Annotated in this window: 17 protein-coding genes; 14 read left to right on the top strand and 3 right to left on the bottom strand. The window is 74.4% G+C overall.

Features of this window, described 5'->3' with window-relative positions; genetic code table 11:
- The first annotated feature begins 5 nt into the window (after positions 1 to 5).
- From bioD to mug, 9 genes are all read left to right on the top strand, one after another.
- Positions 6 to 815 carry a dethiobiotin synthase gene (gene bioD / locus ABZ990_RS14930; protein ID WP_361230796.1) on the top strand — a complete coding sequence of 270 codons (810 nt, stop codon included), beginning with the start codon at positions 6 to 8 and terminating at the stop codon, positions 813 to 815.
- Positions 816 to 825: 10 nt separating this feature from the next.
- The gene (locus ABZ990_RS14925) at positions 826 to 1,170 is read left to right on the top strand and encodes a VOC family protein (protein WP_361230795.1); all 345 of its coding nucleotides are present in this window, start codon (positions 826 to 828) and stop codon (positions 1,168 to 1,170) included.
- A 38-nt stretch (positions 1,171 to 1,208) separates the two neighbouring features.
- Positions 1,209 to 2,084 (top strand): TIGR03621 family F420-dependent LLM class oxidoreductase, encoded by an 876-nt coding sequence (locus ABZ990_RS14920; RefSeq protein WP_361230793.1) that lies wholly within the window; start codon positions 1,209 to 1,211, stop codon positions 2,082 to 2,084.
- Positions 2,085 to 2,346: 262 nt separating this feature from the next.
- Positions 2,347 to 2,733, top strand: coding sequence for a GNAT family N-acetyltransferase (locus ABZ990_RS14915; protein ID WP_361230791.1), 387 nt, complete (start codon positions 2,347 to 2,349; stop codon positions 2,731 to 2,733).
- A gap of 167 nt (positions 2,734 to 2,900) precedes the next feature.
- The gene (locus ABZ990_RS14910) at positions 2,901 to 4,241 is read left to right on the top strand and encodes a hemolysin family protein (RefSeq protein ID WP_361230789.1); all 1,341 of its coding nucleotides are present in this window, start codon (positions 2,901 to 2,903) and stop codon (positions 4,239 to 4,241) included.
- Positions 4,238 to 5,257: a hemolysin family protein gene (locus ABZ990_RS14905; protein WP_361230787.1), complete on the top strand. Its 1,020-nt coding sequence runs from the start codon at positions 4,238 to 4,240 to the stop codon at positions 5,255 to 5,257. The genes ABZ990_RS14910 and ABZ990_RS14905 overlap by 4 nt, the downstream gene beginning before the upstream one ends.
- Positions 5,258 to 5,410: 153 nt before the next feature.
- On the top strand, positions 5,411 to 6,193 hold the full coding sequence (locus ABZ990_RS14900; RefSeq protein WP_361230785.1) for an SGNH/GDSL hydrolase family protein: 783 nt from the start codon (positions 5,411 to 5,413) through the stop codon (positions 6,191 to 6,193).
- Between the two features lie 98 nt (positions 6,194 to 6,291).
- Positions 6,292 to 7,734 carry an adenylosuccinate lyase gene (gene purB, locus ABZ990_RS14895; RefSeq protein ID WP_361230783.1) on the top strand — a complete coding sequence of 481 codons (1,443 nt, stop codon included), beginning with the start codon at positions 6,292 to 6,294 and terminating at the stop codon, positions 7,732 to 7,734.
- 11 nt (positions 7,735 to 7,745) lie between these two features.
- Positions 7,746 to 8,306 (top strand): G/U mismatch-specific DNA glycosylase, encoded by a 561-nt coding sequence (gene mug / locus ABZ990_RS14890; protein WP_361230781.1) that lies wholly within the window; start codon positions 7,746 to 7,748, stop codon positions 8,304 to 8,306.
- A 10-nt stretch (positions 8,307 to 8,316) separates the two neighbouring features.
- Here mug and ABZ990_RS14885 read toward each other — a convergent pair whose 3' ends face one another.
- Positions 8,317 to 8,766 (bottom strand): hypothetical protein, encoded by a 450-nt coding sequence (locus ABZ990_RS14885; protein WP_361230779.1) that lies wholly within the window; start codon positions 8,764 to 8,766, stop codon positions 8,317 to 8,319.
- 140 nt (positions 8,767 to 8,906) lie between these two features.
- Between ABZ990_RS14885 and ABZ990_RS14880 the strand changes: the two genes are divergently transcribed.
- Complete coding sequence (locus ABZ990_RS14880; protein ID WP_361230777.1) at positions 8,907 to 10,064, top strand: ROK family transcriptional regulator; 1,158 nt, start codon at positions 8,907 to 8,909, stop codon at positions 10,062 to 10,064.
- Between the two features lie 176 nt (positions 10,065 to 10,240).
- Here the strand turns inward: ABZ990_RS14880 and ABZ990_RS14875 are convergent, their stop codons facing one another.
- Both ABZ990_RS14875 and sigJ read right to left on the bottom strand, forming a co-directional pair.
- The gene (locus ABZ990_RS14875) at positions 10,241 to 10,981 is read right to left on the bottom strand and encodes a GntR family transcriptional regulator (RefSeq protein WP_361230775.1); all 741 of its coding nucleotides are present in this window, start codon (positions 10,979 to 10,981) and stop codon (positions 10,241 to 10,243) included.
- Positions 10,982 to 11,295: 314 nt separating this feature from the next.
- Entirely contained in the window at positions 11,296 to 12,135 is an 840-nt protein-coding gene (sigJ, locus tag ABZ990_RS14870) for an RNA polymerase sigma factor SigJ (protein ID WP_361230830.1), read from the bottom strand.
- Positions 12,136 to 12,532: 397 nt separating this feature from the next.
- Between sigJ and ABZ990_RS14865 the strand changes: the two genes are divergently transcribed.
- The 4 genes from ABZ990_RS14865 (at position 12,533) to ABZ990_RS14850 (ending at position 20,088) form a co-directional block, all read left to right on the top strand.
- Complete coding sequence (locus tag ABZ990_RS14865; protein ID WP_361230773.1) at positions 12,533 to 14,152, top strand: alkaline phosphatase D family protein; 1,620 nt, start codon at positions 12,533 to 12,535, stop codon at positions 14,150 to 14,152.
- A 125-nt stretch (positions 14,153 to 14,277) separates the two neighbouring features.
- Complete coding sequence (locus ABZ990_RS14860) at positions 14,278 to 15,696, top strand: SWIM zinc finger family protein (protein WP_361230771.1); 1,419 nt, start codon at positions 14,278 to 14,280, stop codon at positions 15,694 to 15,696.
- Positions 15,697 to 15,716: 20 nt separating this feature from the next.
- Entirely contained in the window at positions 15,717 to 18,443 is a 2,727-nt protein-coding gene (locus ABZ990_RS14855; RefSeq protein WP_361230769.1) for a DUF6493 family protein, read from the top strand.
- 76 nt (positions 18,444 to 18,519) lie between these two features.
- The gene (locus tag ABZ990_RS14850) at positions 18,520 to 20,088 is read left to right on the top strand and encodes a GNAT family N-acetyltransferase (protein ID WP_361230767.1); all 1,569 of its coding nucleotides are present in this window, start codon (positions 18,520 to 18,522) and stop codon (positions 20,086 to 20,088) included.
- Positions 20,089 to 20,114 lie beyond the last annotated feature (26 nt).

Here is a 20,114-nt window from a genome sequence, read left to right as displayed (position 1 = left end):
TTCAGATGACCGTGATCGTCGTCAGCGGCACCGGGACCGAGATCGGCAAGACCGTCGTCACGGCCGCCCTCGCCGCGACCGCCACCGCCGCCGGGCGGAGTGTCGCCGTGCTGAAGCCCGCGCAGACCGGGCTCGGGTTCGGGGAGGCGGGGGACGCGGACGAGGCCGTACGGCTTTCGGGCGCGACCACCGGAGCCGAACTCGCGCGGTTCCCCGAGCCGTTGGCGCCGGACACGGCGGCCCGCCGGGCCGGTATGGCCCCGGTCTCCCCCGACGAGGTGGCCAAGGCGGCACGGAAGCTGGCCGCGTCGCACGACCTGGTCCTGGTGGAGGGCGCGGGCGGGCTGCTCGTGCGGTTCGACGACGAGGGCGGCACCCTCGCCGACGCGGCCCGGCTGCTCGGGGCACCGGTCCTCGTGGTCGCTCCCGCCGGGCTCGGCACCCTCAACTCGACGGCCCTGACGGCCGAGGCGCTGCGGGCGCGCGGAATCGAGCAGACGGGTGTGGTGGTGGGCAGCTGGCCGGCCGGCCCGGACCTGGCCGCGCGGTGCAATCTGGCGGACCTGCCGAGGGCGGCGGGCGCGCCGCTGCTGGGCGCGGTGCCGCAGGGCGCGGGCGCGCTGACACCCGGAGCGTTCCGGGCGGCGGCCCCGTCGTGGCTGGCACCCGCCCTTGGCGGCTCGTGGGACGCGGCGGCCTTCACGGCTTCCTTCGCGGCCTCGTACGCACCCCCGGTCCCGCTCCCGGCCCCGGCTCCCGCCCCGCGCGCGGAGTCCCGCGCCGAACCTGCGGCGGTCCTGTCCCGCCGTCCGTAGGCTGACGTCCATGCGTGCACGAGTTCAGGAGATCGTCTTCGACTGCGCCGGTCCGGCCGTCCTCGTACGGTTCTGGGCGGCGCTGCTCGGCGGCACCCCGGTGGACCGGAGTCCGGACTGGTCGTACGTCGACCCGCCCGGCTTCGTCCGCCTTGCCTTCCAGCGGGTGCCGGAGGGCAAGGCGGCGAAGAACCGCGTCCATCTGGACGTGGAGGTGGCCGATCCGGTGGCGGCGGCCGAGGAGGTGCTTCCGCTGGGCGCGCGCAGGTCCGGTGCGCCCGTGACGGACGAACAGGGCACCTTCCAGGTCATGGTGGACCCCGAGGGCAACGAGTTCTGCTTCGTGACGGGGTAGGTTCACGAGACCGACGTCGTCAACGAGGAGGTACCACCGTGGTGTTGCCGTTCCGATTCGCCGTCAACATGCTGGCCCCCGGCAGCGGGGACGAGTGGCGGACCCGCTGCCGCCGCGCCGAGGAACTCGGGTACGACCTGATCCTGGTCGCCGACCATCTGGGCATGCCGGCCCCCTTCCCGTCCCTGGTGGCCGCGGCCGGGGTGACCACCCGGCCTCGGCTGGGCACCTTCGTCCTCAACGCGGGTTTCTACAACCCGGTGTTGCTGGCCCGCGAGGTGGCGACGACCGCCGCCCTGACCGGCGGCCGGCTTGAACTCGGCCTGGGCACGGGCTATGTGGCGGCGGAGCACGAGCAAGCGGGCCTCCCCTTCCTGTTGCCGGGCCCCCGGGTGGACCATCTGGCCGCCGTGGTGGAGGAGTTGGCGAAGGAGCCGACGGCCGATGTGCCGCTGCTCATCGGCGGCAACGGGGACCGGGTCCTGGGGCTCGCCGCCCGGCACGCCCGCGTGGCGGCCTTCTCCGGCGGCCGGTTCGAGGGGAACACGGCGACCGTCCTGACCGCCGAGGAGCTGGCGGCGCGCGTGGAGGCGTACGCGGGCTTCGAGAAGGAGGCCGGGCGCACGGTGCCGGCGGAACGCAATCTGCTGCTCCAGCGGGTCGAGGTGACCGAGGACCGCGCGGCGGCGGTGGCGGAGTTCCGGCCCGCCGTGCCGTATCTCACCGAGGAACAGATCCTGGACCTGCCGATCCTGGCGGTGGGAACGGTCCGCGAGATCGCCGACCGGCTCCTCGCCCTGCGGGAACGGCTCGGCTTCTCCTACTTCACGGTGCTGGACGGCTCGATGGAGGCGTTCGGCCCGGTGATCGCGGAGCTGCGCGAGCGGGAACCCGCGCCCGGAGCCACCACCTGACCTTCGCGACCGGGCACGGACGCCCGGGAGAGACGGGAACGGCCCGGCGGCGGGCCGACGGCTCAGCCCGGCAGCCCGCCTCCTGACTCGACGGGCCCGGCCGACCCCGTCGAGCAGGAGGCGGGCCGTCTCCGCCGGGCCGAGCGCGGGCCGCACCGTTCCACCCAGTGGATCCGGCTCGCCCGGAGCCCCGCCGGCCTGCTCGGCTCGTGCCCGGAACGATCTCGACACCCGCCCCGCCACCCTCTGTGACATCGACACCGTGCTGCGGTTCCGGCGCGAGGCCGCCGAGGTCACCAGCATCGGCGACGACCACGACGGGGTGGCCCGACTGATCACCCGCGCCCCCGAGGCCCCGCTCCTCGCCGAGCGGGACGGCCTCCTCGCCGGAACGGTCATCGCAGGCTTCGACGGCCGGCGGTGCTCCGCCTACCGGCCGGCCGTCCACCCCGGCCACCGCCGGCAGGGCGTCGCCACCGCTCCGCTGGAGGCGGCGGAGGCGCGCTTCGCCGCCCTGGGCGGCCGCCGCGCCGACGCCATGGTCCTGGAGGCGAACGAACCGGCCCACCAGGCGTGGGCCGCGACCGGCTACCACCACGAGGACCACCGGCGGCGCCGGGGGAAGCCGCGGGCCACGCCCATCGACTGAACCCTTTGCCGCTCCTTTACCATGGGAGGACTCCGTCGATCATCTACCGAAAGGTGTGAGCGTCCGCCCATGGGCGAGCCTCCCAGTAGCCGTTCCCGCAACCGACATCGCGCGGTCCGCCCCTCCCTGACTGATCATGGGATGCGTCGAGGGACGGAGGTGATCCGATGACCGAGGTAGCACTGCTACTGGTCGCCCTGCTGCTGGCACTCGCGTGCGGTGGCTTCGTCGCGGCCGAGTTCTCCCTCACCACCGTCCAGCGCGGCGAGCTGGAGGCCGCCGCCGAGCGCGGCGAGCGCGGCGCGGCCAGTGCCCTGAAGGCGGTCCGCTCGCTCACCTTCCAGCTCTCCGGTGCGCAGCTCGGGATCACCGTGACCAATCTGGTCGTCGGCATGCTCTCCGAGCCGTCGATCTCGAAGCTGATCCGCGGCCCCGTCGAGGCCGTCGGGCTGTCCCCCGCGGTCGCCTCCACGGTGGCCCTGATCCTCGGCACCGCGCTGTCGACCCTCGTCCTGATGGTCGTCGGCGAGCTGGTCCCCAAGAACTGGGCGATCTCCTCCCCGCTCGCCGTGGCCAAGGTGGTGGCGACCCCGCAGCGGATCTTCACCGCCGCGTTCCGGCCGCTGATCAGCCATCTCAACAACACCGCCAACCGGGTGCTGCGCCGGCTCGGTCTGGAGCCCACCGAGGAGCTGGCCTCCGCCCGCTCCCCGCAGGAGCTGGTCGCGCTGGCCCGTCACTCCGCCAAGGCGGGCGCGCTCGAGGCGGACACCGCCGAGCTGTTCGTCCGTACGCTCAACCTGGCCGGACTGACGGCGGAGAACGTGATGACCCCGCGCGTCCAGGTCACGGCCCTGGAGATGCGGGCCACCGCCGAGGACGTCGCCAACGCGACCCGCGCGACCGGTCTGAGCCGTTTCCCCGTCTACCGGGGCAACCTCGACACGGTCGTCGGCATCGCCCACATCAAGGACGTGCTGGCCATACCGGCCGAGGAGCGGCCGCGCCGTCCGATCGGCGATCTGCTGCGCCAGCCGCTGCTCGTCCCGGAGAGCCTGACCGTGGACCGGCTGCTCGACCGGCTCTCGGGCAAGCAGACGATGGCCGTGGTCATCGACGAGTACGGCGGCACGGCCGGTGTCGCGACCCTGGAGGACATCGTCGAGGAGGTCGTCGGCGAGGTGCGCGACGAGCACGACCCGCACGAGACCCCCGACCTCGCCCCGGCGGGCGAGGACACCGACGGCCGCACGCTGTGGTCGGCGGACGGCGCGGCCCGCACCGACCAGCTGGAGACCATCGGCCTCCGGCTCCCGGAGGGGCCGTACGAGACCCTGGCGGGCGTGCTCGCCACCGCGCTCGGCCGGATCCCGGTCACCGGTGACCGGGTGGAGCTGGCCGGCTGGCGGCTCGACGTCGTGGACGCCTCCGGGCGGCGCGCGGCGCGCGTACTGCTGCACGCCCCGACGGCGGGCAGCACCGACCAGGACGAGGAGGCCGGCCGATGATCGTGATCCAGTTGCTGATCGGCCTGCTGACGCTGGTCGCCAACGCCTTCTTCGTCGGCGGCGAGTTCGCCCTGATCTCCGTACGCCGCAGCCAGATCGAGCCGCTCGCGGACTCCGGCGACCGGCGGGCCCGCAAGGTCGTGTGGGGTCTGGAGCACGTCTCGGCGATGCTCGCGGCCGCCCAGCTCGGCATCACGCTGTGCACCCTGGTGCTCGGCATCGTGGCCGAACCGGCCATCGCACACCTCCTGGAGCCGGTGTTCGACGCGGTCGGCGTACCGCACGGCCTGGTGCACCCGATCTCGTTCGTGATCGCGCTGACCGTCGCCACGTATCTGCACATGCTGCTCGGCGAGATGGTGCCGAAGAACATCGCGCTGGCCGAGCCGGTCCGGCTCGCCCTGCTCCTCGGGCCGCCGCTGGTGACCCTGGCACGGACGCTGCGCCCGGTGATCTTCACGGTCAACGCCTTCGCCAACGGCATCCTGAAGCTGCTGCGGGTCGAGGCGAAGGACGAGGTCGCGGCCACGTTCTCGGACGACGAGCTGGCCCGGATGGTCACCGACGCCGGTGACGCCGGTCTCCTCGACGACCGGGCCACCGAGCGGCTGCACGACGCCCTCGAACTGGGCCGCCGCCCGGTGGGCGATGTCGTGATGCCGGCGGAACGGGTCGTCTACGCGCGCGTGGGCACCACTCCGGAGGAGCTGGAGGCGCTGTCGGCGCGGTCCGGGTTCTCGCGCTTCCCGGTGCTCGACGACACCCGCCGGATCCTCGGCTACCTCCATGTGAAGGACGCCCTGGACGCCACCCCGCGCGATCTGCCGTTCCCGGTGACGGCGATGCGGCCGATCGCCCGGGTGCGGGCGTCGACCCCGATGGACGACGTACTGACGGCGATGCGGCGCAGCCGCACCCATCTCGCGGCGGTCATCGACGAGCACGGCGCGCTCACCGGCCTGGTGACGATGGAGGACGTGCTGCGCGAGCTGGTGGGCCGCCCCGCGGCCCAGTGACCCAGTGACCCAGTGACCCAGTGCCGCGCGGCAGGGAGGGGCCCCGGGGACGCGATCCCCGGGGCCCCTCCCCCGCTCCGTTCCGTTCCCCTTTGCCGCTCCGCCCGACTCCCCCGCCGGGCGGCGCATACCGCGCGGTACGATCGCTGGGCCATGGAGATGAATGCCACGTACACCAGCCTTGTCGCCGTGGGCGACAGCTTCACCGAGGGCATGTCGGACCTGCGGCCCGACGGTTCCTACCGGGGCTGGGCCGATGTCCTCGCGGGCCGGCTCGCCACCCGCGCCCCCGGCTTCCGCTACGCCAATCTCGCCGTACGCGGCAAGCTGATCGGCCAGATCGTCGACGAGCAGGTGGCCCCGGCCGCGGCCATGAAGGCCGATGTGGTGACCCTGGTCGGCGGGCTCAACGACGCCCTGCGCCCGAACTGCGACATGGGCCGGGTGCGCGGGCTGCTCGGCGAGGCCGTCGAACGGCTGGCGCCGTCCTGCGGGCAGCTCGTCCTGATGCGCAGCCCGGGCCGCAACGGCCCGGTCATGGAGCGTTTCCGGCCGCGCATGGAGCAGCTGTTCGCGTACGTGGACGAGCTGGCCGCCCGGCACGGCGCCCTGGTGGTGGACCTGTACGGTGCGCCCGTACTCGGCGACCCGCGGATGTGGGACGTGGACCGGCTCCATCTGACGGCCGAGGGGCACCGGCGGGTGGCCGAGGCCGTATGGCAGACCCTGGGCCTGCCGGCCGAGGAGGACTGGCGCACCCCGCTCGCCCCGGGCCCGCGCCCGCGCTGGGCGGATCGCCGCCTCGCCGACGCCCGCTTCGCCAAGGAGCACCTGGGACCCTGGATCGGCCGCCGGCTCACCGGCCGCTCGTCCGGCGACGGCCTGCCGCCCAAGCGCCCCGAGCTGCTGCCGTACGAGGGCCCGGACGCCGGCTGACCGCCTCGGGGCATGGACGGAGTGACGCCCGTCTCGTAGCAACCTCCAGTCCGGGCCGTGGCGCTGACCTGCATGAAAGACCAGTAGAATCTGGACATGTGACTGCTGTGACTGCGAAGCCCCGTATCCCCAACGTCCTGGCCGGCCGCTACGCCTCCGCGGAGCTCGCCGTCCTCTGGTCCCCCGAGCAGAAGGTGAAGCTGGAGCGCCGGCTGTGGCTCGCCGTGCTGCGTGCCCAGAAGGACCTCGGGATCGAGGTGCCGGACGCGGCGCTCGCCGACTACGAGCGGGTGATCGACCAGGTCGACCTGGCGTCGATCGCCGAGCGCGAGAAGGTCACCCGGCACGACGTCAAGGCCCGGATCGAGGAGTTCAACGCCCTCGCCGGTCACGAGCACGTGCACAAGGGCATGACCTCGCGCGACCTCACCGAGAACGTCGAGCAGCTCCAGATCCGGCTCTCCCTGGAGCTGATGCGGGACCGTACGGTCGCCGTCCTGGCCCGGCTCGGCAAGCTGTCCGCCGAGTACGCGGAGCTGGTCATGGCCGGCCGCTCGCACAACGTCGCCGCCCAGGCCACCACCCTCGGCAAGCGTTTCGCGACCACCGCCGACGAGCTGCTCGTGGCGTACGCGCGCCTGGAGGAGCTGCTCGGCCGCTACCCGCTGCGCGGGATCAAGGGCCCGGTCGGCACCGCGCAGGACATGCTGGACCTGCTCGGCGGCGACGCGGGCAAGCTGGCCGACCTGGAGCGCCGGGTCGCCGGCCACCTGGGCTTCGCGCACGCCTTCACCTCGGTCGGCCAGGTCTACCCGCGTTCGCTCGACTACGACGTGGTCACCACCCTGGTGCAGCTGGCCGCCGCCCCGTCGTCGATCGCCAAGACGATCCGGCTGATGGCGGGCCACGAGCTGGTCACCGAGGGCTTCAAGCCCGGCCAGGTCGGCTCCTCCGCGATGCCGCACAAGATGAACACCCGCTCCTGCGAGCGCGTCAACGGCCTCATGGTCATCCTGCGCGGCTACGCGTCGATGACCGGCGAGCTGTCCGGCGACCAGTGGAACGAGGGCGACGTCTCCTGCTCGGTGGTGCGCCGGGTGGCCCTGCCGGACGCGTTCTTCGCGCTGGACGGCCTGCTGGAGACCTTCCTCACCGTCCTCGACGAGTTCGGCGCCTTCCCCGCCGTCGTCGCCCGCGAGCTCGACCGCTACCTGCCGTTCCTCGCCACCACCAAGGTCCTCATGGGCGCGGTGCGCGCGGGCGTGGGCCGCGAGGTCGCGCACGAGGCCATCAAGGAGAACGCGGTGGCCTGCGCGCTGGCCATGCGCGAGCAGGGTGCCGAGCGCAACGAGCTGCTCGACAAGCTGGCCGCCGACGAGCGGATCCCGCTGGACCGCGCGCAGCTCGACGAGCTGATGGCGGACAAGCTCTCCTTCACGGGTGCCGCCGCCGACCAGGTCGCCGTCGTGGTCTCCCGGATCGAGGAGATCGCCAAGCAGCACCCGGAGGCCGCCGGCTACACGCCCGGCGCGATCCTCTGACCCCTCCGGCCATGACCACGCGCTTCTCCCCCGAGGAGCTCCAGGCCGCCCGTGACCGCCTCGTCCCCGATGTGGTCACGGGCGGTCTCTCGGTGCTCTTCTGCGGGATCAACCCGGGCCTGATGACGGCGGCCACCGGCCATCACTTCGCCCGGCCCGGCAACCGCTTCTGGCCCGTGCTGCACCTGTCCGGGTTCACCCCGCGCCGGCTGGCCCCGGCGGAACAGGGCGAGCTCCTCTCGTACGGCCTGGGCATCACCAACGTGGTGGCGCGGGCGACCGCGCGGGCCGACGAGCTGAGCGCCGAGGAGTACCGGGAGGGCGGCCGGATCCTGACCGCGAAGGTGGAGCGGCTGGCCCCGCGCTGGCTCGCGGTCGTCGGGGTGACGGCGTACCGCACGGCCTTCGGCGAGAAGAAGGCCGCGATCGGGCCGCAGGAGCGGACGATCGGCGCGACCCGGATCTGGGCGCTGCCCAACCCGAGCGGGCTTAACGCGCACTGGACGGCGGAGTCGATGGCCGAGGAGTACGCGCGGCTGCGGGAGGCGGCGGGGGTGCCGGACCTGCACTAATGCGGATCCGTCAGGGCGGGTCGACGGTGGTGACGACGGCAACGAGCTGGAACGGCAGTTCCTTGTCCCACTGGGCCACGCCGAGGCCGATCCACCGCTCCCCCGCCCGCCACAGGTACAGGTCGGGGACATGGCAGCTCAGCGTGGCCCAGGGCTCCGGGACGTCCTCACCGGACATGCCGCGCTCGAGGACGTCCCGGAGACCGAGAATCCGCGGTGCGCCCCAGCGGATGTCGAGCAGGACGGCCAGGGCGTCCCGTTCCGCTTCGTACCGGTCCTCGACGATCAGGCGGCGAGTTCCGTCGTCCTCCCAGAAGTCCTCACTGGTGGCGAGCGGCACGACGTGGTGGCCGGGGCCGCTGTCCCGTAGCGCGGACCGGCAGTACTCGGAGTGGTCCGGGAAGACGCGGGCGGTCAGGGCGTCGAGCGCCGCGAGATGCTGTGCCGTCGATGTCCGCATGGGCCCAGTGAACCGCGCCCCACTGACAGTTGGCGGTCCGCCAGCGGCACCGGCACCGAACCGGCCCCGGGGTACAGGGGACTTCTCGAAGGCCATTGAGTACCATCCGGGCAAAGAAGCACGAGCTGGGAGGACAGACGGTGGGGCGGCTGACCGGCGGGGATCCCTCGCTCCTGCGACGGATCAACTCCGCGGTGGTGCTCCACGCGCTGCGGGGCTCCGGCGCGCTCACTCTGACGGATCTGACCCGGGTCACGGGACTGTCCCGGCCGACGGTCGAGGGCGTGACCGAGGGACTGATCGACGGCGGTCTGGTCGTCGAGGCGGCGCCCGAGGAGCCGGGGGCCCGGCGCCAGGGGCGGCCCGCACGGAGGTTCCGCTTCCGGGCGGAGGCCGGACACCTGCTGGGGATCGAGATCGGTCCGCACCGGGTCGCCGCGCTGATCTCGGGTCTGGACGGGCGGATCGTCGGCTCCGGCGCGCGCGAGGTCGCCGACACCGCCCCGGAGGACGAGCGGCTCGACCGGGTCCGGGCCGTCGTGGCCGACGTCCTGCGCCGGACCGGGGTGCCCCGGTCGAATCTGCGGGCGGTCGGGGTCGGCACCCCGGGCATCGTGGAGGCCGACGGCATGGTGCGGCTCGGCACTGCGCTGCCTGGGTGGACCGGGCTGGCGCTGGGCGAGCGGCTGCGGCGGTCGTTCCGCTGCCCGGTGATCGTGGAGAACGACGCCAACGCGGCGGCGGTCGCCGAGCACTGGAAGGGTGCCGCGACGGACTCCGACGACATCGTGTTCGTCCTGGCGGGGCTGAGCCCGGGGGCCGGTTCGCTGATCGGCGGGCGGCTGCACCGGGGGTACGGCGGTGCGGCGGGCGAGATCGGGGCGCTGCACCTGCTCGGCCGGGGCGCCACCCCCGAGCATCTGCTGTCGACGACGGACGAGCCGCTGCACCCGCTGGACGAGCAGGCGGTCGCCGAGGTGTTCGCACTGGCCCGGCAGGGTGACGTACGGGCCGAGGCGGCGGTGGAACGGTTCATCCAGCGGCTGGTGCACGATGTGGCGGCGCTGGTCCTGGCGCTCGATCCGGAGCTGGTGGTGATCGGCGGCTGGGCGGCGGGCCTGGACGGGGTGCTCCAGCCGCTGCGCGAGGAGCTGGCCCGGTTTTGTCTGCGGCCGCCTCGGGTGGCGCTGTCGATGCTGGGCGAGGCGGCGGTGGCGACGGGGGCGCTGCGGCTCGCGCTCGACCATGTGGAGGAACAGCTGTTCGCGGTGGAGGGCTCGGTGACGGCCCGCCGCTGACCGGCCCGGCCCGCCGGACAGCCCTCAAGGCCCCGCCGAGGGGCCGCGCCCGTACACGAGAATGGCCCTGGGGCGCGTGCCCCAGGGCCGTTCTCATTGTGTGCCGCGTCGGCGCGGCGCGTCCAGACGACCGGCGGAAGCCGTCGTAAGGCTGTCCGAAAGCAGCCGGGAGTCCGTCAGGAGGCCATGGCCAGGTCGCCGGAGTCGCCGAAGGTGAGCCGGCAGGTGTCGGCGCGGTAGGTGGCGACGGAGACGGCGGCGGTACGGCCGGCCGAGAGGTAGCGGGTCGTCACGACGAGCACGGGCGAGCCGGGCAGCCGGTCCAGTTCCCGGGCGTCGTCGGCGCGGGCGGAGCCCAGCTCGACGGAGCGGTCCTGGCCGTCCAGGCTGAGCCGCTGGAGTTCGCGCAGGACGGCGCGGGCGCCCGTGGGGCCGCCGGCGGCGCCGGTCTCGGTGAGGCCCGGCACGGACAGCTCGGGAACGTAGAGGAGTTCGGCGGCGACGGGCAGACCGGCGCTGAGGCGCAGCCGGCGCACGATGTGGACGGGCTCCGCCGAACGGATGTCCAGGAGGCGGGCGACGGCGGACGGGGCCCGGCCCGCGATGCCGTCCACGGGCTGCCAGGTGTCGTCGCCGACGCCGGGCCAGGCGTGTGCCGCGGTGGAGACGTCGACGCCGACGCGCGGCGGGGCGACCGTGGTGCCGACGCCTCGGCGGCGCTGGAGCCGGCCTTCCAGCTCCAGCTGTTCCAGGGCCTGCCGGAGGGTGGCGCGGGCGACGCCGAAGCGGGCCGCCAGTTCGCGCTCGTTCGGCAGGATCTCGCCGACCGCGAACTCCGTGTCGAGGGCTTCGCCGATCACGTTCCGCAGGTGCCAGTACTTCGGCTCCGGAGCTGCTTCCAGCTGCGTGGTCCCCACCCTGATCCTCCGCACGTTCGCCGTGTCCCGCGGCGTGTTTTCCGCGCCTTGTTTATTAAAGGTTCCTGCACTAACGATGCGACGATAAGGCGCCGCACACCCTTGGTCAAGACCAATCCTCCGTCAGGGAGGGGCGAACCGGGCGAGATGATCTTGATCGTTCACGGGACGTTCGCGCGGCCGTGTCCCCGGCGCAGCACAACGCCCTCCCGGGCGTCCGGCGCGGCCCGGGAGGGACGCGGCGGGTCCGGGAGGGACGCCGTACCGGTTCGCGGGCGGCGCACGGCGCGGCGGGCCCCGCGCCGCCGGGGTGTTCAGGCGCGCACGAGTCCGCGCAGCTTGTCCGGGTTGCGCAGGATGTAGACACAGGCGACGAGGCCGTCCTGGACCTCGATCTGGAAGACCGCGTCGATCCGGCCGCCGACCAGACTGATCAGCGCCGGCGCGCCGTTGACCTCCTCGAAGCGGTAGTCGTAGACCTCGTCCGCGCGCTGCGAGGCGCCGACGAGGAACCGGCCGATCTTGCGGGCGGTCTCGATGATCCGCAGCGGCGCCTTGGACTTGCCGCCGCTGTCGCCGACCAGCCGGGCGTCGGGCGCGAGCATCGCGAGCAGGGCGTCGAGGTCGCCGCCGGTGGCGGCGGCGAGGAACCGTTCGGTGAGGTCGCGCCGCTCGGCGGGGTCGACGTCGTAGCGGGGGCGGCCCTCGTCGACGTGCTTACGCGCGCGTGCGGCCAGTTGGCGTACGGCGGCCTCGCCCCGGTCGAGGACGGCGGCGATCTCCGCGAAGGGGAAGCCGAACGCCTCGCGCAGCACGAAGACGGCGCGTTCGAGCGGCGAGAGCGATTCGAGGACGACGAGCAGGGCGAGGGAGACGGAGTCGGCGAGGAGGGCCCGTTCGGCGGTGTCGGGGACGGCGGGCCCGAAGTCGGTGACGACCGGTTCGGGCAGCCAGGGGCCGACGTAGGACTCGCGGCGGGACTGGGCCTGGCGGAGCCTGTCGATGGCGAGGCGGGTGGTGACGCGTACGAGGAAGGCGCGGGGTTCGCGGACGTCGCCCCGGTCGGCGGCGGACCAGCGCAGCCATGCCTCCTGGACGACGTCCTCGGCGTCGGCGGCGCGGCCGAGCATCCGGTAGGCGACGCCGGTGAGCATCGCCCGGTGGGTCTCGAACACCGCCGTCGGATCGGCCGGACTCGGCCGGTCGGCGTACTCGGCCGGGCCGGCCCCGTCGGCCGCTTCGCCCGCATCGCTCTGATCGGTGGTCATCTCGGTCGGCTCCCCCATTCCCGCCGGCGGGCGGGGCGGATCCCGTCGCGCCGGACGTCGTGCCCGCGACTCTACTCACCGGTAATCGCCGCTTCCGGGGGTCCCCCGGCGGGGCGTCGGGGCAGGGCGGCTTGGTCATATGCCAGGACGCCCTGCCCCGCACCGGCGTCAGGAGGGCCGCGCGGACAAGGCTTTTGTTCATACGGGGTTGGGCTGCGCGCCGCTCCCGGGCGCTAGGGATGGGGCCGACGGTCCCTGTATCCCGCTTCCTGGAGGCGTTCGCATGTCCCAGTCCCTCCCCGGCCTGCCGCACGGCACCACCGGTCCGCTGCCCGCCCGCCGTACGGTGCTGCGCGGCTCCCTCGCCGTGTCCGCCGCCACGCTGGCCGCGACGGGCGGCGGGGCGCTGGCGAGTCCGGCGCTCGCCCTGTCCGGGCGGCCGTCGGCGGCCTGGGGTGTGCAGACCGGTGACGTGACGGCGCACTCGGGCCTGGTGTGGGTCCGCTCGGACCGGCCCGCCCGGATGATCGTCGAGACCTCGTCGAGCGCGTCGTTCCGCCGGGTGCGCCGTCATCAGGGCCCGCTGCTCGGCGCCGGGACGGACTTCACCGGCACCACCGCGCTCGGCGGGCTGCCGGCCGGCGAGCAGATCCACTACCGGGTGACCCTCGCGGACCCGGACGACCCGCGCCGTACCGGCGAGCCGGTCACCGGCACCTTCCGCACCGCCCCGGACCGGCGCCGGGACGGGGTGCGGTTCCTGTGGTCGGGCGACATCGCCGGACAGGGCTGGGGCATCAACCCGGACATCGGCGGCTATCGCGCGTACGAGGAGATGCGCCGGCTCGACCCGGACTTCTTCCTGTGCAGCGGCGACTCCATCTACGCCGACGGGGTGATCGAGCCGAGCGTCACGCTGCCCGACGGGCGGGTCTGGCGGAACATCACCACCCCGGAGAAGGCGAAGGTCGCCGAGACCCTGGCCGAGTACCGGGGCAACTTCCGCTACAACCTGCTCGACCACAACGTGCGCGCGTTCAACGCCCAGGTCCCCTCGATCGTCCAGTGGGACGACCACGAGGTGCGCAACAACTGGTACCCGGGCCAGATCCTGGACGACGCCCGCTACACGGAGAAGAGCATCGACGTCCTCGCGGCCCGCGCCTCGCGCGCGTTCGCCGAGTACACGCCGGTGTCCACGCTCCACGCGCGCGGGGGCGCGAACCGGGTGGAGGGACGGGTGCACCGGGTGGTGCGCTACGGCCCGCTGCTCGATGTGTTCGTGCTCGACATGCGCTCGTACCGCAACGCCAACTCGCCCGGCCGGCAGGCCGACGACACGGTGGGCATCCTGGGCGCCGAGCAGCTCACGTGGCTGAAGCGGGAGTTGAAGCAGTCGCGCGCGGTGTGGAAGGTGATCGCCGCCGACATGCCGCTGGGGCTCGTGGTGACCGACGGGGCCACCGACTTCGAGGCGGTCGCGCAGGGCGACCCGGGCGCGCCGCTCGGCCGTGAACTGCAGATCGCGGAGCTGCTGCGGTTCATCAAGCACCAGCGGATCACCGGCACGGTGTGGCTGACGGCGGACGTGCACTACACCTCGGCGCAGCACTACGCGCCGGAGCGGGCGGCGTTCCGGGACTTCGCGCCGTTCTGGGAGTTCGTCTCCGGGCCGCTGGCGGCGGGCGGCTTCCCCGCGAACGCGCTGGACCCGACGTTCGGCCCGGAGCGGGTGTTCGTGCGGGCACCGCAGCGGGCCAATGTCTCGCCGATGGAGAGCCCGCAGTACTTCGGCGAGGTCGACATCGACGGCGACAGCGGGGAACTGACGGTGCGGCTGCGCGCCGAGGGCGGCCTGGTGCTCTTCTCGAAGGTGCTCCAGCCGGGCCGCGTCGGCCAGTAGACGCCCCGTCACCCCGGGCCGGACGGGGTGCGGACGGGGTGCGGGCGGGGTTCGAGTGGGTCGCGGGCGGGGCGCGGGCGGGCGTTCACGGTCGATTGTCAGTGCCGGGTCCTACCGTCGTTTCCATGACGCGATCCGTACAGGCGCTCGCCTACGCACGCCCGTCCGCCCTGGAGTCCGCCGGCTCCGGGCGGCTGCTCGGCCTGGAGACGGCCGGGGGCCTCACACCGCGTGGCGCCGAGGCCCATCCCCGGTTCTTCGCCGGGTTTCTGACCTCCCCGCAGATCGCCGCGCGGGGGCTGCTGGCCGTCGCGGACGTGGCCTCGGCCCGCTATCACCAGCGGATGCGGCCGGGTTCGCTGGACCCGGTGGTGACGGGCAACGGCGACCGGCTCCGGTTCGAGTCCTTCTCGGGCTGCGGCGGGGTGTACGCGCGCCTCGACGTGCTGAGCGCGGGGCTCGACGGCGCCGAGACCGGGCACGGCACGACCAATGTGGACGTCAACAACCCACTGCGGGAGGCACTGTCGCGGCTCACCGGGGACGATCCGCTGCATCTGCGGGTCGGGCCGGAGGAGTTGGCGGTGACCACGCTCGACGGGCCGGTCGTGGAGAAGAAGGTGCCGCTGCCGGACCGCTGGCTGCGGGGCTTCGCGGAGGCGCAGGTCGCGTCGGCCGGTTTCGACCTGCGGGCGGAGCTGTCGGGGGCGGAGGCGGTGCGGTTCCTGCGGTCGCTGCCGCGCTCGGGGGCGCGGGCCCGGGGACCCCTGTGGGTGGTGCCGTCGGGGCGGACGCTGCGGCCGACGACCCGGCCGGTCGCGGGCGCGGTGTGTCTGGCGGGGCCGGACCGGCTGGTCGCGCTGGAGCGGGTGCTGCGGCACGCGACGGCCCTGCGGGTGTACGGGCCGGTGCCGGACGGACGGCCCGTACCGAGCGCGTGGGAGATCACCCTGCCGGGGATGCGGCTCACGCTGACGCTCTCCCCCGACCCGGCGCGCGGATTCTCCGGCGAGGGCGGTGTCCTGGAGGCGCTGGCCACCGAGGAGGCCGCCGGGGACGCGGAGCTGGTCGCGGTGCTGCTGGCCTGGGAGCCTCGGATCGACACGGCCGAGCTGGCCGAGCAGTCGGGGCTGAGCGCGGCGCGGGTGCGGGCGGCGCTGACCCGCCTCGGCACGGCGGGGCGGGTGGGGTACGACGTGGCGGACGCCGCGTACTTCCACCGGGAGCTGCCGTACGACGCGGATCGCGCCGAGCGGCACAATCCGCGTCTCGTCGACGCGCGGAGGCTGCTGGCCGAGGGCGCGGTGACGCCGGGCGGCGGCCCGGCCGGGGAGCCGGCGTCGGTGGTGTCGGGTGAACGGACCTATCGGATAAGGGAGTCGGCGGACGGCCGGCTGAGCTGCACCTGCGCGTGGTGGGCGGAGTACCGGGGCCGGCGCGGGCCGTGCAAGCACGCGCTGGCGGTGCGGATGGCCCGGCGCGGGGTGCGCGCCGGGGCGATGGCGGGGACGGGGACGGGGACGGGCGTGGGGGGTACGCGATGACGACGGGGAGCGGTACGGCGATGGCGACGACGAGTACGACGGACACGGGGGCGGACGCGGCGACGGACGTGGCGACCGGCGCGGGCGCGGAGTTGATCGCCGCGGTGCGGGCGGGACGGCATGCCGAGATTCCTCGGCTGCTGGAGCCGCTGGACCCGGCGGCGCGCAAGGCGCTCCTCGGGGAGCTGAAGGAGCTGCGCAAGGAGGTACGGGGCTGGGGCTGGGACCGCTGGCGCGTGCAGGAATCGGTGCGGCGCGCGCTGTGGGTGGCCGGGGCCGGGTGTCACACGGGCGCCGCCGCGGCGGCCGGGTGGATCGGCTCGCGTGAACTGGCGGGCTGGAGCGACTCGTACGGCCGCCTCGTCCTCGACGTCCTGGAAGGCCGGGACACCGCATGGCTCGGGGATCTGGCGCGCCGGCTGGCGGAGCGTCCGGCCACCGCCGAGGAGCAGTACGGCCTGGTGCACGCGCTGGTGATCCGCTCGGGCGGCCCGGTTCCGGTCTCCGAGGGGTACCTGCGGGGCTGGACGCGGGCGTGGACATGGGCCGAGGCGGATCTGGTGGACCGGCTGCGGGCCGACCCGCACACGCCCCTGCTCGTCCCCCGGGTGATCGAGCTGACCGAGACGCCCGAGGCTCTCGCCTGGCCGATGGGCCCGGCCCGGGAGGCTCCCTGGCCGAGCGCGCTGAAGGCGCTCGCCGACGAGGGGATCCTGGACCGGGCGGCGCTGGCCGACGCCTGTGCGTCCCGGCTGCTGCGCGGTGGCCGGCCGCGCGACCTGCGCTTTCCGCTGGCGCTGCTCCGGATCCTCGGCACGACGGCAAAGGAGCGGCGCGGGCGGATCGCGGACTGGCTCGGCATGGTGGCGGACGGTCCGTCGCCGGTCGCCGGGTACGCGCAGGAGGTGCTGGGTGAACTGGCCCTGGACGGCGGGCTCGGGACGCGGGAGCTGGCGGAGATGTCCGGCGCGGTGCTGTTCCGCACGGAGAAGAAGCTGGTCCGGGCGCAGCTGACGCTGCTGGGCAAGGTGCTGCGGAAGGACCCCGGGGCGGCCGCCGAGCTGCTGCCGGTGATCACGGACGCGTTCGGGAACGAGGACACCGTGATCCAGGAGCGGGCGCTCGCCCTGGTGGGCCGTCATCTGGCGGACGTGGACGCCGGGGCGCGGGCGGAGCTGGCGGGCGCGGTCGAGCTGCTGAGCCCGGTGCACCGGGCGGCCGCGGCGGAGCTGTTCGGGGTGAGCGCTCAGGTGGCGGCCGTCCCGTACCAGGAGGTGCTGCCCCCGGTGCCGGAGCCGGCTCCGGTGGCGCCCGCCGCGGAGACGGTCGCCGAGCTGGTGGCGGACCTGGTGGCCCTGGAGCGGCATCCGTACGAGTCGCTGGAGGAGTTCGAGCGGGCGCTGGACGGGGTCGTCCGCCATGCGTACCGCGACCGGGAGACGCTGGCCACGGCGGTCCGGGAGGCGTTCGCGGGGTCGTACCGACTGGAGTCCGCCGACCATGTGGGCGATGGATCGCACGGCGTCCACACCGTACTCGCCGCGCTGCTCGGCACGGTGCGGCCCGGGAAGCTCGACATCGCCCGCCGGCGGCCCGGAGGTACGCCGTCCTGTGCGCACCAGGCGCTGACCCGGACGATCGACACCCGGATATGGGAGGCGGCATGGCAGGTGATCTCGGCCGCGCCGGTGCCGTTCCTGCTGGCCACGCCCACCCTGCACACGGGGGCGATCGAGCCGATGGCGCTGGTCGAGCGGCTGCGCGCCTACCGGGACGCCGGCGTCGAGCCGCTGCCGGTGGACCTGGCGCAGGCGCTGCTGCGGATACGGAAGGCCGATCCGTCGGCGGCGGAGGCCGCCGGTGAGGCGGCGGCGCTCGGCACCCGGGCGGGCGCTCGGCTCTCGGACTGGCTGACGTCGGACGAGTCGCTGACGCCCGGGCTGCGGCTGCTGCCCCGGAGCGGGACCGCGTCGGGCGGCGGGTGGTGGCTCGCGGACCGGCTGGTGACGACGGTCCGGGAGCGGCGGGTGATACGGGAGGAGTTCCCGGAGGTGTTCGCCTGGCTGGGTGCCTCCCCGACGGACATCACGCGCGGCTGTCACCCGTACCACTGGTCCGGGCTGCGTCCGCTGTGGCCGGGGGTGCTGCCGGACGACCGGGAGACGCTGGCGTCCTGGCTGCTGCCGTCGGTGGCGGGCGGGGCCGAGCGGGAGGAGCGCGGGGCGGCGTCGGTGCTGACGGCGCTGGCGGAGGCGGACGGTCCGGTGGGTCCGGCCACGCATCTGGCGGTCGCGCTCGGCCTCGGCTGCCGGCACACGGAGGACCGGCTGACGGCGGTGGACGCGCTGCTGGTCCTGGCGTCGCGCGGGGAGCTGGACCCGGCGCTGCTGGGCACGCGGCTCGCGGAGCTGGTGGCCGACGGAACGGTGAAGCCGAACCGGCTGGCCGACGCGGCCCGTACGGCCGCCGCGACGGGGGCGTACGCCACGGTCCTCGCCGTACTCGTGGAGCTGCTGCCGGGGCTGTTCGGCGCGGAGCGGGCGGTGCGCGGGGCCGGGGATGTGGTCGCGGTGGCCGCGGAGTGCGCGGAGCGGTGCGGCGGGCGGCCCGGGGAGATCGCGGGGCTCGCACGGGCGGCGGACCGGCCGGGTTCCTCGCAGCTGGTGACGCAGGCGCGGCGGCTGCGGGCCGCGCTCGGGAGCGGCGCCGATCGGGTGCGGTCAGAAGTGGCCGAAATCTGCCGGTAAAGGGACAGATCGGCACTTAACCCATCGGACACAAAGTGTTCGCGGCGACGCAACACCGCTGGGTCACAGTGAGGTCATGACCGACTCGCATCCTGCCCGAGGCACCCGCCCCCGAAGCGCCCGTCCCCGAAGTGCCCGCCGCGTCCCGCACTGGCGGCACGACATGATCGAGCTGGCCGCGATGTTCACGGCGGTGGTGGTGGCCGACTCCCTCGCCAAGACCGTCGCCAAGGGGCCGGACGGCCCGTATCTGCTGGTCTTCTCGGCGATCGCACTGATCGCCACGGCCGCCTTCCACACCTGGTGGGCCCGCCGGCACAGTCACGCGCCGCCCACCGGTGATCCCGGCGGCAGCGGGGAGCGATCCCCGCTGCCGCCGGCCGCCGGGTCCGGCAGCGTCCCCACCCCCGTGGGGGACCCTGCCGGAACGGACCCGGCGGGCACGGACCCGGCGGGCACGGACCCGGCGGGAGCGAGCCCGGCGGGCACGGCACTGTGGCGCCTGCGCACCACCGTCCGTGACACCCCGGGCAGTCTGGCCGCCCTGTGCACGGTGCTCGCCCGGCACGAGGTCGACATCGTGGCCCTGCAGACCCACCCGCTCGCCGACGGCACGGTCGACGAGTTCCTCCTGCGGGCGCCCGCGGACCTTCCCGCGCAGACCCTCGACCGGGCGGTCGGCGCGGCCGGCGGCACCGGCACCTGGACCGAGCGGGCCGACGCCCACGATCTGGTGGACGCGCCGACCCGGGTGCTCGGACTCGCCACCCGTACCGCTCTCGACTCCGCCGAACTCCCGCTGGCCCTGCGCCAGTTGCTCGGCCGGTGCACCCTGCGTTCGGTGCCTCCCACCTCGCTGGGCGGGCGGCCGTCCGGCGAACGGGCCCCCGTGGAGGGAGTTCTGGCGAAGACCACGATGCGGCTGCGCGATCCCGACGGGGGCACCCTGATCGTCGAACGTCCCTATCTGCCATTCACTCCCACCGAGTTCGCCCGCGCCCGGGCACTGGTCGAACTCGACGCCCGGCTCGGCCCGCGCGTCCCGCCCCACCGGGCGGTGCTCACCCTGACCAAGGGCGAGCGGATCACGATCCGCCGCGCCGACCGGCGCGACCTCCCGGCCGCCCGCGCCCTGCACGACCGCTGCTCGGCCCGCAGCCTGCGGGCCCGCTACCACGGCCCGGTCGCCGACGCCGACCGCTATCTGGACCATCTGCTCAGCCCGCGCTTCGGCCGTACGCTCGCGGCGCAGACGGCCTCCGGGCGGATCGTCGCCCTCGGCCATCTGCTCTGGGACGGCGACGAGACCGAGATCGCCCTGCTCGTCGAGGACGACTGGCAGCGGCGCGGCATCGGCGCCGAACTCCTGCGCCGGCTGGTGGCGATGGCGGGCGAGGCGGGCTCCGCGAGCGTGTACGCGGTGACCCAGGCGTCCAACACCGGCATGGTGGCAGCCATGCGGGCGCTGCGGCTGCCGCTCGACTACCAGGTCGAGGAAGGCACGCTCGTCATCACCGCCCGGCTGGCCCCACAGCCGACGCCCGCCACCCCCGCCGCCACCCCCGGCGGTGTCCCCGCCGTGGAGCCGGCGGGAACGGCGGGGACGGCGCGGACGGCACCGGGCCAAGGGGCCAAGGGCCGCTGACCCGGCGCCGCGAGAACGCGAGGCAC

It is taken from the genome of Streptomyces sp. NPDC046203 (assembly GCF_040646255.1).
Classification (GTDB): Bacteria; Actinomycetota; Actinomycetes; order Streptomycetales; family Streptomycetaceae; genus Streptomyces.
The sequence above is the reverse complement of the archived record's forward strand: the minus strand, read 5'-3'. Positions and strand labels throughout refer to the sequence as shown.